Source organism: Pseudomonas sp. CBZ-4, from assembly GCF_000346755.1.
Classification (GTDB): Bacteria; Pseudomonadota; Gammaproteobacteria; order Pseudomonadales; family Pseudomonadaceae; genus Aquipseudomonas.
Genome location: NZ_ANNV01000040.1, coordinates 1 through 16,360 on the forward strand (window position 1 = coordinate 1; position 16,360 = coordinate 16,360).

Genomic DNA, 16,360 nt, shown 5'->3' on the forward strand with positions numbered 1-16,360 from the left:
GTGAACAGCAGTTCACCCGGTTCACCTGTTCACTAAGCTGGGCACCTTTCTGCTGACACGATCACGCGGGTTTCCTACCCCGTACCTTCAAGAGTGCTCCAGGGTCCCCACAACCGAACCAAAGCTAAGAGCATGACCCACATCGCTTCGCTGGAGGAGCAATACTAATGGGGCTAGGGGGATACCCTAATAAAACCGTGTTACGGGTGTTACGCGTGTTACATGGTTTGATAAGTGTCTGACTTTTAAAGGGTTTTTGTGGTGTTACACAGCTGTGGCTGATTTGCCGATATGCGTGTTACATGGCAAAAAGGTGTTACATCAATGAACGCCTTGGGAGGAGCTGTTTGTGATGATTACGGCGTGTGTCATCGAACTAGGGGCTTTCACTTAGAAGGGCCGCTACCGGCCAGAAGCGGACGCTCATGACCGACCGCTTCCGGCCGATTCTGTTGAAAAAGTCGGCTTCGGTTTCCACGGCAGAAAAGTACGCGTCGGAGATTGAAATCCGTGTTTTACGCAAAAGGTGCAGGGCTCAGATTTGACGTAGCAGCGTGCCAAAAGGGCGATTTTAGCGCTCAATGCATGGGTAACCAGGCCGGGTCGACTTTTTCAACAGAATCGGCCACAAGCAGCCTCTCGGAGGTATCTACGAAGCTTGAGGCGATTCAGATTTCAAGGCTTTAAAAGAAAACTAGGGGCGCCGCTCTTGCAATAACTGACGGGCGGAATCAGCCATCACCGGAAGAGCGCCGGCCAGCATCAAGAGATCTTTGAGCACTAGGCGTCCTGCACCAGACAGAAATGGAAAGCCATGTTCATCATCACCAAGATCCGGTACCCAGGCTTCAGGTGTGGTGAGCAGGAAGGTTAAGGTCACCAGCGGTGTACCGAAGGCCAGCGCCCCACCAAGCAGACCGGCGCGTCGCGAGATCGGGTTGGAAAGCACCAGCAGACCGATCAGAATTTCTACTAAGCCCAGGCCGTTGGAAAAGATGTATGTGTTATTTGCGGCCTGCCAAACGCGCTTTTCCGCATTCAATTCACCCTCGTGAGTCAGGTGTGCCTTGTAATCCTCGGGATGTTCATAAAAAAAAGACATAAACGGGCTATTGGCGACAAATGGGGTAATGCTATCGGCTTCGTAAGGCGCGAATTTGAGCGCCCCGATCCACAAGAAAACTACGGCGATCGCCAGTCTCATGAGGTGTGTGCCAAGGGTGTCGAGTTTGCTGATGAATTGCAGCCATGTAGTGAATGAAGCGAGCATCAGACTTATCCGAATATTTGGAATGTGAAACCAGTCTGAGGCTTAGCCGCGAGACGCTTTTGTGCGTCATGCTCAAGTTATTGTTCGATCGTCTCAACAAGTGGCTGACGTCTGGATGTATCAGGTAAGCCCCGGCACGTTTAAGTGTGCGGGGCCGGTGGAGTTATGGCGAAAGAGCTATTTTTTCAAGGTGTCGTACGCCTCAAGAGCGCGCAGTGAATAAATATAAGCGGCGCCTGCGTTCAACGAGATCGCAGTGGCCAAGGTCGCAGCCACTTCCTCGCGGCTCGCACCAGCCTTAATGGCCGCATCAGTGTGAGCTGCAATACAGCCGTCGCAGCGTGTAGTGATGGCGACTGCAATGGAGATCAATTCGCGGGTCTTGGTGTCGAGCACATCGTTTTCGGCAGAGGCTTCTCCGAGGGCCATGTAGGCTTTGACCATTTTTGGATTACTTTTGCCCAGCGCGCCGAAAGCTTTCTGGATGGAGGGTAATAATTCGGACCAGTTAATGAACATTGCGGTAACTCCTGAGGGGGGTTGGGTGTAATGTTTAACCTTGTTTAGTGTATGCCCTAGTCCTATTTTGATTAGTTCGATACGCTCTGTTTTTTCTGCGATGCGCTCAAATGAATTCGATCGACAAGCTCATCAGCCTCGCCAATGTTCGTGGCAGTCTGGATTTACGTTGCCAATTTCAGGGTGACTGGTCCCTGGAGCATGAGCAGGAAGCGCTGGGCAAAGCGCCATACCACGTGGTGCTGTCGGGTGAGTGTCGGGTGGAGCTTCCAAGCGGGCAGCGTCTTTCTATGCGCGCCGGCGACGTTCTGCTCCTGCCGGGTGGTGCGCCGCATGTGCTGCATAGTCCGGGCAAAACTGTTGCGCCAACATTGGTATCGGCAAAGCGTATCGACGCTGGCATATTGCCCATACATCGCATTGGCGGCGTGAGTGCGGATCTGGACATGCTATGCGGCTGCTTTCACTTCAACCGAACTTCGTTGCTATTTGCTTCATTACCTGACTACCTGTTGATACCCAGCGGCACGCTCCCAGCGGATGGACCATTACAGTCTCTGGTCGATTTATTACGCGGGGAAGCAGACGGCGATCAGATCGGAGCAAAATTTTTGCTCGATGCTCTTTCTCAGGCGTTATTCACCCTGATCCTTCGCGCCCATCTATCTAGCCATGGCCAAGACATCGGCACGCTCGCCTTGCTCAGCGATAAACGTCTGGGCCCCGTATGGCAGGCGATGTTGGCTGATCCTGCGCACGAGTGGACCATCCAAAATCTAGCAGATATCGCGTGCATGTCCCGAGCATCTTTCATGCGGGCGTTCGTTCGTGTGGCTGGTGTGTCGCCATGGGTATTGCTTACGCAAGTCCGTATGGAATTGGCGTTCAGCCTGCTGAGTCATTCACATCTGGGATTAAAAGATATTGCCTTGCAGGTTGGTTACCAATCGCAGGCGGCGTTCAGCAAAAAATTTAAGGAGGTTTATGGGGCGCCTCCAGGGAGAATGCGCCGCAGAATTTAGAGCTGTCACTTAGGTAGGGGTGACCAGAGATGGCCGTTTTCTGCCTGTTGTGATCGGCGGAGAGCGGCCAAAAGCAGTCATTCGGGCGCGTCTAAATTCGGGCGCGTCTAGGGAGTAAGGGGCGATTCAAAGGCACCCATGCGAGGCTCACCGCTGGGTCGAAGGTGACAGCACTAGTCATCCTCGTACAGACGTAATTCAGATAGGCAAGCCTCACTTACGCTTTCTATGTACCTCAATCATTCCCTTGCTATCGTCGTAGCTACTTACCGTATTTTCACGCTTAAGACGTCCCAATAGCTCTCGATCAGCAGGCGTATCCGGCACTTTTAGTCTACCGCGGCCCACTTCAGTCAGCTCAGGGTAATCACCGTCAAGCGCTTGCAGGATGGTGAAGAGCTGGTCACGACTGATCACCTCCAGGTGTGGTTTAAGCAGTAGTAAGATGTGCTGCGCTGAAACTTTCCCTTGCGCCATTTTCTGTACAACGTCAGGCGAGAGCTTATGCTCGAATGCGATAGCGAATCGCGCTAGTTCGTTTAGCCCAAGGTTAGTGGCCACTTCCACATACTGGAGAGCTTGCTCGACAATTACATTTTTGATCGTCGAATAAATATCATCACTCCCCAGTAACATCGCCAAGTCTCGCCCTATCAAAGCCGGGGTCATGTAGCTCGAAAACTCCTGCGACTCTCGGATAAATTCTTTGCGCGTCGGCCAATCGGTGGATGCAAGGTGCTCATATGATTCTGCGTCATCCGCAATGACGTTGTATTTGAGCAACTGAGCGAAGAGCTCGCCAACTTCCACCGCAATTTTACCAGCAGCGAGATATTTGCTAAGGCTCAAGCTCGCGACCAGCTCCGCACGCAACACCGCTGACGGAAGCTGGTCCGTTGCTGCCAGGATCGACATCGCCAACGCAGTCTTCGATCCCTCGTCGGCAGTGTCGATGTCGGTGATCTCAGCCGCGGCCGTCAGCACTTTTGTTAGATGCGCATCAATCGCCCCGATAGCCACGACGTAACCCTTAACGTTGTTGAATGTTGCGGGGATACGCTTATTTTCAGCTAGCGCTGGCCACGCCCCCTCAGACACATCTGTAAGGTCTGAAACATCACACTCCATAGCAGCACGCTCGACCACATCTCCGAGACGAGACGCATCTATCGAGAGCACATCTTCGATCACGGCAAGGAAGTGCTCTTTCGCATCTATCGTCGCGGATGTGCCTTCGACAGCCTCCAAGTACTTGCTCAAATGCCTGAGCACGTAGTCATACACCGTTTGGTCCCGATCCTGAATGACGTCGAGCGCCACGGTTTTCGCACTGTCGATAGCTATCAAGAGGTTCTGGTAAGTGATCTCATACAAATTGCGTGATACGAACGACGTACGGACATGACGGCCAAGCAGCTCAAGGCGAGGAACGGTAATACCTGCATCTCCGTAGAGCACGCCGATACGTTCAGCCTGGGCCGGCGAGGTCGCATCCGAAGTTAGCGCCGAAAATTCAGCGTGGCGCTCCGACAGGTATGACGACACCGCAGAATCAATCCGCTGCTTGGGAGGCGGCAAATTTGCGAGCGCTACATTCACAAACGCTAGACGCAAAGAGTCGTCTAGATCCGCCTGAGTCACTAGGTAGGTAAGCACTCGCGTGGACGCGATCGTGAAACGTTCGATAAGCCGATGGCGCTCTTCCCCTGCGCTGAGGTAGGCCTGCAGAAAACTGACCTGGCGCTCCCCGAGACCAACTAGAGAGCGGATCATGATGTCGGCTGCTTTGACATCTGAGGCTAGAAGACGATCTAAGATTGCGATGTTGTAAAGCGCAGGCTCCTGCAGCGCGTTCTTGCCTCGTTCGCGGACGATGGCGTCCACGTCCTCTGGGGTAAGCAAGAAGTGCTGATCCATCAGATCTCGCTCGACATGATGAATAATGAAATTCGTGGCAGCGGTGCCAACGCGATCCCCGTGGAAGGTTGACGTGTAGAGCGTGAAGTTGCGGTTGATATATCCGGCACGGACGATCTGGTACGCCAGGCCCGACGTTAGGATGCTTTTCGCAATTGCCTCGAAGGACTGCATGCCCTCCTCATATTGGACGAGAAATTCTGGCCGCTTGACGAGATCACCAAGATCAGCGCTTCGCAGGAATTTGATGTCATCCATCTTCTCATCGATTTGCTCGGTGAGAGCTTCAAGATCCGCTTCGTTCCAGCTCTTGGCGTCCAGCGGATCCCTAAGCGCAGCCACAAGATTGTCGCGGGTGAACGTCAGCGTATGACCGTGGTAGTTGTCGTAATATTTAAGCGGCGAATATTCGTCTGGAGAGACGAAGCTTGTCCAAAACTGCGCTTTCTTAAAGTCGTTCGGAGACTTCGCAACACCTTCAATCGAATACGTTGCATTTTGGGTCCGAAAACCAGCAGCTTCAGCAGTTAGCTGCACGTACTCAAGCAGCCGCTCTCCCAACTGAGCACTACGAGTAACAGCTCCGTTGATCCGCGTGACCTGCTGACGGAGCAAGCGAACATCGCCCTCGATTCGCTTGATGTTCTCAGTCACCAGTTCACGGCTTAGCTTGTAGAGCACGTCCATGTTGCTATGCCCGAGCCGGATGGTCTCGAAGTCAGCTAAGTGCGTACTCTTATAGAGCATCATCGCAAACAGGTCAGTCTCATTTAGTTTGAGGTCCTCGCCGTCGCCGGCGAAGATCCGGTCGCGAAAGACGATGAACTCGTTACGGACGTTCTTGAGCAGGCGCATATCCGGCACGTACTGCGTCGCTAAATCGAGTAGCTCCGCAGCTACCTGATGCTTGATCTGGCCGAGTAGCTGTAGCGCCAAGTTACGAGCGCTTCTGTGCGTAATGAAAGGGACTACCGGGATGACCAGATCGAAGAATTTCGTGCGATTAGCGCGCATAGCTTCGATCTGTGCCGGATCTTCCGTAGCGAGCACCTCTGTATTGCGTTTACGGCCTTCTATCTCCAGACCAATACGATCGAAGATGCTGTCTTTGATGGCATAAATAAATCGAATCGGTTTCTTGATCTGAGGCGAGGCGTTGAGCAGGGTGTTGAGCGCTCGAAGCGTCTCGAAAATATGAGAGTCGTTGAACCGATCGATATCCTCGAAGAGCACAACATCGCGATCTGAGACCTCAAAGAAATAGACGATCTCATCGAGATATTGGTCAAAATACGAAACGGAGCTTTCGTTGAGCGTGACGGTTGCAGATCCCGCGGAGAGCTGCTGGATATGCAATTTTCCATAGAATGACCAGCTTACTAGGAGGGCGGTCAGCGCACTGGCACACCAAACGACAGGATGAGCCCACACCCCGATATCCGCATACGGCGCGAATACAGAGGCAATCTTTGCCGTCCACTCCGTCAGTAGGAAAACTACAACAATGACGAACCCCAACAATATCGACGTTCCTATCGCCCGCCACCATCTAAAACGCTCGATACGTCGAAAGCGAGAACCAGGGGTTCTGCTCGGATATTCTCGATAGAGCAGCTGTTTAACAATTTCCTGTTGAATGCGGTTGGTCGGCGTGGTGGCCTGAACAGGCACTGAATCATCAAGCTGAGAAACTTCGATAGGTGCAAGCGTCGAGAGCGATAACTCTACGATGCGATGATCCAGCCGCCGAGCGACTTCCTGCATGATGCTGCTCTTACCGACCCCGTAGTTGCCGGACAAAGCTATGTTACGAACTTGATCCTTCGCGAGCGCAGCTTCGATAGCGGCGACATAGCCACCATGCTCTTCTGCCAAATACTCAGGGGTAAGCGGGACCAGCTCCCACGTGTCCCTGGTAGGCTTTTGTTCAGAACGGAAGATGCCCTGAACACAACTACGCATGCTGCGCAAAAAATGACAGAGCACATGTCCTCCTGACGAAATATCCTAATTTGTGGCAGTACCACATCAAGATCGAGCAGCTAAGTACGCAGACAGTACACGTGCCTACACAACCGTCGACCTCGCTAATATACCCCACCTGTGAGGCGCGTACTTGAATCGCCCCTGATTTCGTAGACACCGCCATGCATTTGCTCGAAGGGCTGCTTTTGGCCGAACACGGTCCTAAGCCCACAGCCGCCAAAAATCAGAAGCCAGAAAAATCTGGAGGCTTGTTTCGTAATGTGAGGATCTAGCGAAGCGAAAGCTGCTTAAGCTTCCGCCACTTTATCAGTCACCTTTTTTTGAGTTGGAGGTCAATGAAGGCAAGCTCTGCCTTGATTGCATCAATCGTGAGCGTCTCGACTCGAGTGCTTTTATTTGCTTTTACATTGAGCTTCTTCATGCCAGCCATGCCGACAATTATCCCGTTCAAATGCAGCTTTCGGGCCTTTAGGTAATCAGGCATCTGAGCACTGTTCTGTGGTGGTTTATTCATGATTAAACCGATGGTTGGGCCGAAGCAGCCGACCCTTGCCGGTTGCTTCGGGGAAGGTTTGGGTTAGGCTGCCAATAGGTCAATCAGGCTGTGTTGGCGCGAGCGATCTGCGAGTTCGTGCCAGGTCCAGCTTCCAAAGCGCTCGCCTTGTTCAGGTATATCCAGCTTCATTAATGCAACCGGGTCTCGATTGATCAGGTCGCGTGCGGCCCACAACTTACCGCCTGTTTCCAGCAGCGCTTTCGCGGCCTCATTCCACTTTTCTTCTAATACTGTGTTTGCCAGATGTGCTGCTTCTTTTTCAATCTTGGCATGTTCTTTTTGTGCCTCCATGATGTGCTGATCAATCGTCACCATCTCCTGCTCCAGGGCGGTGATGAGCAGTTGTTGGCGGCGGTGATGCTCAACCGCAGTCGTGAGGTTCTTTGCAGCCTTTTGGGCTTCCGCATTAGCGGCTTTCTCACCTTCCACATCGCCCCAGGCCACGGCCTGCGCATAAGCGGTGGCAGCGTCCGTTTCAGCTTGTCTAGCCTTTGCCATGTCTTCCTGGTCGCACTGGCGGACCTGCTGCAACCGTGTCTCAATGCTGGTGCGCTTTTCGTTGAGTTCCATCTCGTCGGCTTTCCAGTTCGCCATCGCGCTAAGGTAGCCCGCAGCTAAGCTCTCACGGTTCGCCAGGGCCTCCAGACGATCAATCTTTTGATTTAGAGTGTGGATCTCGAGATTTCGCGAGTCGATGCGTCTTTTGTGATCGTTGATTTCATCCTGCACGGCTCGTTGACGGCCCTGTTGAATAACCTCTGGAGTTTCCAGTGCCGCTTCAAAGGGCGCCAGGTCGCGCTGAATGCTCTCCACTTCGAGGGTCAGTTGGTCGCGGCGGTCTTTCAGTTCTTGGATAGTGTTCATCTGTATTGTCTCTGGGTACTGCGGTTGATAGGGATGGTTGTCGAACGGCTGGCGAGGCCGGAAATGAGCCGGCGCTTCCTCGATCAGCAGGCTCGCCGTCAGGCGGCCTTGGCCTCGCCTTCGTCCGTTCCTGGAACGGTCTTCACCACATAGCAGCGCTGGGGCCCTAACCCGGGCAGACGGATCAAGCTGTACGCCTTGCCGTCACTTCCCGGCTCAAGTACGCCGCGTTGCAGCAACTCCTTGTTCACCGCACTGATGTTCATGCCCTTGAAGATTTCGGCCCTCCAGGCTTCCGGCAGCACGTAGTAGGTGTTGGTGGTGTGCAGGGCGTCGCCCATGCCGTGTTCCATCGTTTTGCGAAAGCCCAACCGATCAATCGTGCGTGGGCCGTGTTCATCGATCTTGGCGGCGGCAGATTCCCAGCGGGTAAAGCGGCTTTCTCCAAAGCGCTCGATGACCTGCCTCAGCCGCGCCAAAATCGCATCCCCCTCGAAGTTACCGGCGCCGCCGCGCTCAGCCAGCCAAGCGTGCAAACACACCCGTGCGGCGCTCGTGGCCGTACCATCGGGCCAACCGGTGACGCCGAAGGCGGTGGCCAGCTCTCCGGCCGCTGCTGCGAGGCCGAAGCGAAGGGCGGCGCGCTGGGCCTGCCCGCTGGCCGAGGCGGGCAGGTTTTGGGTGATGAACTGCTCCACCGTGCGACGAATGATCACCGTCCATCTGAGCATTTCGCCAGGCGTGCACAGTGCGTGCAGGAAGGCGGTGAGGGGGGTGCCATAGTATTTGGCTACACGCGCCTTGAGCGCATCGGAGAGGGCAGCAGCGTCCTCAAAACCGTTCAGCACATCGAACATGCCGAGCCCCTTGCTCGCGTCCGCAGGCACGGCGAGCATGCGTACCTCCATACCGGCTTTCAGCTCCTTGTTTGCATCCGCCATGTGCTGCGCCAACGTCTTCTCGCCGGTCGAGAGAAACAGCAAACGCCACTCCTGCACCTGTCGGCCCGCTTGTCCTCGATCATTCGCCCGTGCCTTGCCGGTGCCATTGCCGAGCATGTAGACCGTCTCGCCGATAATGCGCGGGTCGCACATGCCGATTTCATCCAGCACCAGGAGGCCGTCTGAGTGCGCAGCGGCGATGGACTCCAAGGCGTTATCTGTCGAGCGCCACGAACGCACCAGACGAGGTCCGCCATAAACCGAGGCAGCGACCTGCAAGTGGGTAGTCTTGCCCCCGGAACTGTCGCCGTAGAGATGGAAGCCGCCCGACTCATGCCCGAGCAGGTTGAGCAGAGGTCCTGCAAAGGCCACAGAGACGACAAACGCCAAGCGATGGTTACCAACGCACAGCGCGCCGATTTGCTGCTGCCACTGCTCCAGAGAGCCCGCCTCGCTGATCGGTGGCAACTGCGCACCTGCCTCATAAAAATGCAGGTGTTCGGCGTGCGAGCCAATCTGTTGTTCGGGCAATAGAAACGCCTTGTCGTGCCAGCCCAAGCGCGTCACCAAGCGTGCTCGCTGGGCGCTGTCGAAGCCGCCGAGATAACTCTGCAGATCATTGCGTGCGTTGCGCCCAGATCGACTTCCGGCAAGGCGCAGGCCCATGTCTACCAAGGGGCCGAGTACGTCTTTGCCGAAGTCGCCGGTCATGGTTCGGGCTGGAATGTTCCAACGTTTTTTAGCGCCGTCCGGGTCATCGAACTCAACCAACAAGCCCCAGTTGTGGCCCTTGTCGTCGCGAGTGCGAGCGATGATTTCGAGAGGCGAACATACGGGGCGTGCCTCGCCATCATCGCCTGAATAAAACACCCCTTCAGGCGTCAGGCGAAAGCCGCCGGGCAACAGGTCATTTTTCGATTTCGCAGGGCGTTTGGCGGGCGCTTTGGCCTTCGATTGTTGAGGTTCAGTGGTCTCAGCAACACTGCCGAAAAGCTCTCCGTTGCGCACCAGCTCGGCGACGTGGTCAGCGGTCCAGCCTTTGGCTAACGCATCCGCTGCATCGTCGCCGTCTGCCCATTTCCCACCCTTGATGAGCGTGGGCTTTCCGCCTTTGCTGCTGGGCTTGAACTTGAATACGTCGAGCGAGATTCGTTGTACCGAAGCGGTGCCCAGCTCAATCAGCTTAAGCTCGACGGCGTCCATGCAGGTCTTGCCGCTGGCATCGTTATCCGGCCACAGCACTACCGTGCGCCCTTTGAGTGGCGTGAGGTCGGCCTTGTGCCAAGAGTTGGAGCCGTTCGGCCAGCAGGTGGCGACGTAGTCGGGCATTAGCTCAGCGGCGGCGTCAGCAGCCTTCTCGCCTTCACACAACACCACGGGCGCATCGGGGCGCTGTGCTAGCTCATCCAGGCGCAGCAGGGGCCGAGGTTCCGGCAAGCCTTGCCAGCGCCATTGGGTGGCTTGCCCTTCGGAACGCTTGCACCAGGTCAACGGCGCGAAAACCTTTCGCGGTTTGCCGTCTTCATCTGGACCTAGGTCGAAACGATACAACGCCATGATCGGCCGGCCCTGAGCATCACGATAGATCCATACCTTGGACGGAACACCCTGTTGCCGGTGTTTGGCAGGGCACTTGTTCATGGCCTCGGCCGGGATCGGTTGAATCGCAATCCACTCCGGCGTTACGCTCTTGGCTGGCGTGCTTTTGGTGGTTGCAGATCCTGCGGAAACGCTGAGCAGATCCGCCAGTTTTTTACAGGCCTCAACGTCCGTGCCGCCGTCGATGTAACGCACCAGGTCGATCAGGTCGCCGCCCTTATCGCCGGTGGCAAAATCCGCCCAGGTGCCTTTGCTCAAACTGACCTTGAGTGAGCCTGCGCGTTTATCGGTGCGTGTGGGGTTTGGTGCGGTGTATTCCTTGCCGCCATCGACGCGTTTGCCGTTCGGCAGCCAGTGCGCAAGTACGCGGTCGATGTTCTTCAGAGCAGCGCTTTTTACGTCGGCAAAGCTGGGGCGTTTTGAGGTGTTGCTGGTGCGCTGAGTCATGGCGCTGTCCTCGTTGCATACAGCGCATCGTTGACGTCATCAATCAGCGCTTTTGCCATTTCGCCCAGGTAGAGAGCGGGCCAACTGAACCGCTCGCCCTCGTTACTCATGGCTGCATCGAGGGTCAGTTGATTGGCGTAGTACTGAAATAGCGATATGGCCTCAAGTGCGTCCTCGATCGGCACGCCTGCATTGACCCTAAACAGCTTTTGAGTACCGCTGGCAACGCATGAGAATTCGGCACGCCCGAGAGTGTTGGCAGTGTTCACAGGGCACCCCCTTTCTGGCTCACTGGCACAGAGGAGGCATCACCGTACATGGTGAGTGTTTTGATCAAGCCCAAGGTCCCGCGCACGTCCCAAATGACGGATGACGGCACGCGGTTGGAAAGCAGGGGTTTATCGCCGTCTAAGTGATCTTCCAATAGCATGAGAACTGAATCGGCACGGTCGAGCGCACAGGTGATGGCGTCGATAGGCAGACCGGCTTCGGCGTCTTGGCTGACGCAGAGTAGATCCTCGGGTAGTGCAAAGCCTGGGAGTATGCTCATTGGGCACCCCCTGCGGCTTCCAAGGCTCGCGCTTTGGACATATGGGCGTTGTAACGGGAGAGACGTGTAGCGAGGCTGGAGTTGGCGTGTAAAGCGGCGAGAGCCATTGCTCGATGAGCAGCAGCGCGAATTTTGGACGGATTGGTGGCGTGCATTGGGCGAAACTCCTTTGTCTGGGGAGCTGCCACGGTTCGCCGTCAAACGAATTAGGGTGGCAGCTGTACGCAGGTTGACGGACCGGGGACAAAGGAACCCGGCATACCCGAAGGTATCCCGCGCACAGCCGCCATAAACAGGACGTGCGGGCACAAAAAAAGCGCCTGCAATCGTGATGGGGGCGCCTGTGCGCCAATGTCTGAACGGGCCGTCAAACCCGGTCGCTGATTTTGCAGCGACGGCCAGAGAGTAACGTCCGTTTTTTGAAAGTGCAACTGTGCAGATGGCTTGCGGATTTTTTCGATGCGGCATAAATTGATCAGGCATGTAGATTTACCTCAACGCCTCCGGTTGCCGCCGGGGGCGTTTTCGTTAGTGCTGGGAGGCGTTACGACTCAAGTTCATCCAGAACAGGTGATTGCCATGCCGGGAGTTTGTAAGCATCAGCTCCAGCGCAGTCACGTTGGCCTGGACACTCGGAATGAGCTGCTCGGTATCCTCAACTAGCACCCCTTCTGGCGGCTCGATTGAAAGCATCACCCACTCGCGAGACGGCCAGACGAGAAGCATTACGTGTGCCCCTTTCGATATGGCTTCATCGCGCAATGTGCGGAGGCGGTCTTGGCCTTTGGGAGTAACGTTGGGTAGGAGGCCGATGCCGAGTAAGTCGCCGGTGTCTAAATTAGTTTGTGGCAGAAAAATAGGAGTCATGCCGCCACCCTGTCGCGAGCAGCGATGCGTGCGTGAGCCCAATCCAAAACTTCAGAAAGGACCCATGCGACGGGGGCCCCACGAGCGGTGCTGTCGGTGAGTTTTACTGCTTGTGGAAAGCCGCTTTCAGGCTGGCTCATGAGCTTGTAAATGGTGGGGCGGGCGAGGCCTACAATGGCCATTACTTCAGTAATTCTGATTAACCTTGTTGCGGGTGCCAGATCTTTGATGTGTACGGGTTTGGAGGGGAGAGAGCTCGTCATAGTCGTGCCTGTAAAGTGAAAGACAGGCACAGACTAAGAGGCAAAAAAAAAGCAAACATGGTTTGCTTTTCTTCCACTGCATAAAAATTATCTTGGTAGAAAACCGCCTTTCTTTAGGTATTTCCTTACGGTTGGTATAGAGCCCTTGCCCTGTTTAACGAGTATTTTGACGAGGTCGGCCGCTGATATTTTGGGGTCAATAGCGATTTGCTTTATTGCCGATTTGCTTATCTCTTCAAAAAGCTTTTTGGTGTTCTCTTGCTTCGCTGTCCCCGGCTTGCTGTTGGCTTTCCCGGCTGCTTTGGCCCTTTCCGACGCTTTTGCTGCAAATGCCTGATCCAGTGCAGTTCGCAGAAACCGAGATGCGCTCAAGTCGTTCCGGAGGTTGTCCATGTGGTCAGCTTCTTGGTATAGCGAAGCTAACATCAATGCTTTTGAGGTCTCGCCATACCGAATGGCGAACTCCTCCCGGGCCTCTATTTCAAGTTCGCTGCTACGCTCCCTTTCCCTTTTGAGGAGAGAAGCATACTGGGTGGCGTCAGTCAGCCTGATCTGTTCGACTAGATCATAGTCAAGGTCGTAAAGACGCAGCTCTAGGTTGAAAAGCCAGTTGCCAAGTGCCGTTACTGCCTCGACTGCCTGAATGAGCGCGTAGGTTGCTACAAGCTGGGTGTCGCTGGCTGGGTGACTGATCCCTAAGACGCCTCGAATGACTCTAGGTAGTGAGGTCGCTTCGGAAAAACAAACGTGCTGTTCAATCACGCTTCGAAGATGAAACATCTTCGTCGTAGTTGATTCTGCGCAGTCAGCGTAGCGGCCGTCCTCTAGCCAGTAGGACATCGCGTTGTCGATGCAGTGAAACGCATCGCTAAATGTTTCGGAGAATTGGTGATACAACGACAACGTGCGAACAGCGATTTCAACATCGTCGAGATCCCAAAGTAGACAGTCGACATCCACGCCGGCGATCTCTAGTTCTATGCCGTAATCAATGTCCACTGAGTTCTCCCCGACGCCCCAAGGCCAGTGGGCTAACGCTGCGGTTTTCGGAGGGAAACGCGGATGCCAGCAGGGTTGCGGGTGTGGCCTTTCTGTAACACGACTGTTCGGTGTAACACGTGGTGTTCAGAGATTGCGCATTGCGTGTAACGCTAAATATGTTCAATGAAAACAATGAGTTATTGGTGGGCGTAACACGCGTAACACCCGTAACACGATTTTTGAGGGGTTGTAGGGTTAACAACTTCATACAACCTTCCCAAATTGACCTTGCACCACATTTCCTGCCTCCAGGGAATCGAGATGGTCGGCGTACCATTGCATCATCTGTGTGCGCTGCTCAAGGTACTGAGCCTTGTTGTAAATCCCTCGAACACCTTGTGCCTTGTGGCTGAGTTGGGCCTCGATATGGTCAGCAGGATAGCCATGCTCGTTGAGGATTGTGCTGGCGATGTGGCGGAAGCCATGACCTGTCTGGCGGCCTTCGTAACCAAGGCGCCGGAGTGCCATAAGGAAAACGGTATCACTTCGGGGTTTGGTGCGGTCGCTTCGACCTGGAAACAGGAGTGGGTAAGCGCCGGTTAGTTGCCGAAGCTCTATCAGTGCTTCCACTGCTTGAGTGCAGAGTGGCACCAGGTGCTCACGACCTTTCTTGCGACCCTTGCGCTCGACTGGAACGGTCCACAGTCTTTTGTCGAAATCGAACTCTACCCATTGTGCCTCTCGGAGTTCGCTGGGGCGTACAGCCATCAGGGTCAACAGCCTCAGGCCGAGCTGAACATCTTTTGCGTGGGGGTAGGAGCGTATCGCTCGAAGTAACCCCGGAAGCTCATCGGGGGAGACGTGGGCGTAGTTCTCTGCTTTTCCCGAGGACAGAAATTTATGCACACCCTCCAACGGGTTGTTGACGGCTCTGCCTGTTACGCGAGCCAGGTCATAGATATCTTTACAGTAGGCCCTCACACGGCTCATCTGCTCCAGAATCCCCTGACGCTCAAGCCCTCTCAATAGCTCCATCCACTCCATCGACATGATAGAGGTGTAGGGGCGTTTACCGAGCGAGGGGAATACATGGCGTTCGAGTGCGCCAAGTATCCTTTTGGCCGTACCAGCATCCCAGCCGCTCAAGCGAGACGTGTGCCACTCCCTTGCTAATGCTTCAAAGGTATCGTTGGCTGCATCGATCTCGGCGGCTTGGCGAGCTTTCTTGGATGTGATCGGGTTCTTACCTTCCGATGCGTCGGCGCGTAGATCAGCCGCTTTCTGCCGAGCGAAAGCACCGCCCACTTCCGGATAGCCGCCAAGGCCAAGCCACGACCATTTGCCGTCTGGCTTCTTGTAGCGTAACTCCCAAGACTTTTGGCCGTTCGGCTTGACCCTGAAATATAGCCCTGGGCTGTCTAGCTCGCGGTATGCCCCTGCCTCAGGCTCCAGGCTGGAAAGAGTAGTGTCAGCGAGAGGGCGCCGCTTAATATCTGTGCGTTTCATCCTTGTATGCCTTCAGTTCAATTATTTATGAAGCATACACGTGGGCATACACGGTGGGGAAGGATAGGGGTAGATAGAGATGAACAGCCAGAAACAAGAAAGCCCGCACTAGGCGGGCTTCTTGAGGTGATTCATAGACTGCTGTAGACATCTATGGATCGGTACTTGGTGGCTACACAGGGACTTGAACCCCGGACCCCAGCATTATGAATGCTATGCTCTAACCAACTGAGCTATGTAGCCAAGTGGCGCGCATTATTCGCGGAGAACGGGAATGCGTCAAGCGTTTATTTTGAATTTTTATCTACGCTTTCAACTGTTTAAGCGAAAAAGGCCGAAACGGCGACGAGTGGCGCAGTGGGCGCTGATGTTTCTGCGCTGAAGAATTCAGGTGGAGGGTGCGGTTTTACGGTGAGGGCCGATCCGTCGGGGGGGGCGCGGTGATGGCCCGGTAGTGCCATTGGAGTGTGACCCGGTTGGGCAGATATCCCTGTCGCCCAACGCGTAGCCTTACTTAGGGGTACCGCGAGTTGTGGGTGACGCGCTTGAGTTGTTCACGTGCGCGCGACAGGCGTGAGCGAACGGTGCCGATCGGAATGTCCAGCACGTCGGCGGTGTCCTGGTAGCTGCCGTCGGTTTCCAGCGAGGCGTACAACGTTTTGCGCATTTCTATGGGCAAGTGATTGATAGCGCTCAGGGTCGTTTCCAGGCGGCGGTTGATTTCAAACTCCCAGTCCAGGCTGTTGTTTTCTTCCTGGCCATGCCACAGGGACTCGTCGAATTCGCAATGGGCGGGCTTGGCATACAGGCGCCGGAAGTGATTTCGGATCAGGTTCTGCGCGATGCCGCACATCCAGGTGCTGAGCGTCGCGCTGCCATTGAAGCGCTCGCGATTGCGCCAGGCTTCCAGGTAAGTCAATTGCAGAAGATCATCCGCATCTTCTGGGTTGAGCACCCGTTTGTGAATGAAGCGCCGGAGTTTTTTCTGTTGATCGTCTGTCAGGTGGAGCATGAATTGAGGCGAACGGCCACCGAGGTGAACTAAGGCTTCAATTGGGATATTCATGATTTT

Annotated in this window: 14 protein-coding genes and 1 tRNA gene; 1 reads left to right on the forward strand and 14 read right to left on the reverse strand. The window is 55.0% G+C overall.

Annotated features, from left to right (window positions below; translation table 11 throughout):
• Window positions 1–694: 694 nt before the first annotated feature.
• Window positions 695–1,270, reverse strand: a complete 576-nt coding sequence (gene rclC / locus B348_RS0105345; protein WP_017735115.1) for a reactive chlorine resistance membrane protein RclC — start codon at window positions 1,268–1,270, stop codon at window positions 695–697.
• Between the two features lie 177 nt (window positions 1,271–1,447).
• Complete coding sequence (locus B348_RS0105350; RefSeq protein WP_016779377.1) at window positions 1,448–1,789, reverse strand: carboxymuconolactone decarboxylase family protein; 342 nt, start codon at window positions 1,787–1,789, stop codon at window positions 1,448–1,450.
• 110 nt (window positions 1,790–1,899) lie between these two features.
• On the opposite strand from B348_RS0105350, the gene B348_RS0105355 reads away from it, so the two are divergent.
• Window positions 1,900–2,811, forward strand: a complete 912-nt coding sequence (locus B348_RS0105355; RefSeq protein ID WP_017735116.1) for an AraC family transcriptional regulator — start codon at window positions 1,900–1,902, stop codon at window positions 2,809–2,811.
• A 213-nt stretch (window positions 2,812–3,024) separates the two neighbouring features.
• Here B348_RS0105355 and B348_RS0105360 read toward each other — a convergent pair whose 3' ends face one another.
• From B348_RS0105360 to B348_RS0105415, 12 genes are all read right to left on the reverse strand, one after another.
• A complete protein-coding gene (locus B348_RS0105360; RefSeq protein WP_157356479.1) occupies window positions 3,025–6,714 on the reverse strand; it encodes a DNA-binding protein in 3,690 nt (1,229 codons plus the stop codon).
• Window positions 6,715–7,024: 310 nt separating this feature from the next.
• Window positions 7,025–7,228, reverse strand: a complete 204-nt coding sequence (locus tag B348_RS1000000131505) for a hypothetical protein (protein ID WP_157356480.1) — start codon at window positions 7,226–7,228, stop codon at window positions 7,025–7,027.
• 63 nt (window positions 7,229–7,291) lie between these two features.
• Window positions 7,292–8,134 (reverse strand): hypothetical protein, encoded by an 843-nt coding sequence (locus B348_RS0105370; RefSeq protein WP_017735119.1) that lies wholly within the window; start codon window positions 8,132–8,134, stop codon window positions 7,292–7,294.
• Between the two features lie 98 nt (window positions 8,135–8,232).
• Window positions 8,233–11,121 carry a DUF927 domain-containing protein gene (locus tag B348_RS0105375; protein WP_017735120.1) on the reverse strand — a complete coding sequence of 963 codons (2,889 nt, stop codon included), beginning with the start codon at window positions 11,119–11,121 and terminating at the stop codon, window positions 8,233–8,235.
• On the reverse strand, window positions 11,118–11,390 hold the full coding sequence (locus B348_RS0105380) for a DUF3077 domain-containing protein (RefSeq protein ID WP_017735121.1): 273 nt from the start codon (window positions 11,388–11,390) through the stop codon (window positions 11,118–11,120). The genes B348_RS0105375 and B348_RS0105380 overlap by 4 nt, the downstream gene beginning before the upstream one ends.
• Entirely contained in the window at window positions 11,387–11,671 is a 285-nt protein-coding gene (locus B348_RS0105385; protein WP_017735122.1) for a hypothetical protein, read from the reverse strand. Before B348_RS0105385 ends, B348_RS0105380 begins: the two co-directional genes overlap by 4 nt.
• Before the next feature lie 528 nt (window positions 11,672–12,199).
• The gene (locus B348_RS0105390; RefSeq protein ID WP_017735123.1) at window positions 12,200–12,538 is read right to left on the reverse strand and encodes a hypothetical protein; all 339 of its coding nucleotides are present in this window, start codon (window positions 12,536–12,538) and stop codon (window positions 12,200–12,202) included.
• Entirely contained in the window at window positions 12,535–12,801 is a 267-nt protein-coding gene (locus B348_RS0105395) for an AlpA family transcriptional regulator (protein WP_017735124.1), read from the reverse strand. Before B348_RS0105395 ends, B348_RS0105390 begins: the two co-directional genes overlap by 4 nt.
• Before the next feature lie 87 nt (window positions 12,802–12,888).
• Window positions 12,889–13,800, reverse strand: a complete 912-nt coding sequence (locus B348_RS0105400) for a hypothetical protein (RefSeq protein WP_017735125.1) — start codon at window positions 13,798–13,800, stop codon at window positions 12,889–12,891.
• Window positions 13,801–14,046: 246 nt separating this feature from the next.
• On the reverse strand, window positions 14,047–15,288 hold the full coding sequence (locus B348_RS0105405) for a tyrosine-type recombinase/integrase (protein ID WP_017735126.1): 1,242 nt from the start codon (window positions 15,286–15,288) through the stop codon (window positions 14,047–14,049).
• A gap of 166 nt (window positions 15,289–15,454) precedes the next feature.
• A tRNA-Met gene (locus B348_RS0105410) sits at window positions 15,455–15,531 on the reverse strand.
• 271 nt (window positions 15,532–15,802) lie between these two features.
• On the reverse strand, window positions 15,803–16,354 hold the full coding sequence (locus B348_RS0105415; protein ID WP_017735127.1) for an RNA polymerase sigma factor: 552 nt from the start codon (window positions 16,352–16,354) through the stop codon (window positions 15,803–15,805).
• Window positions 16,355–16,360: the final 6 nt, after the last annotated feature.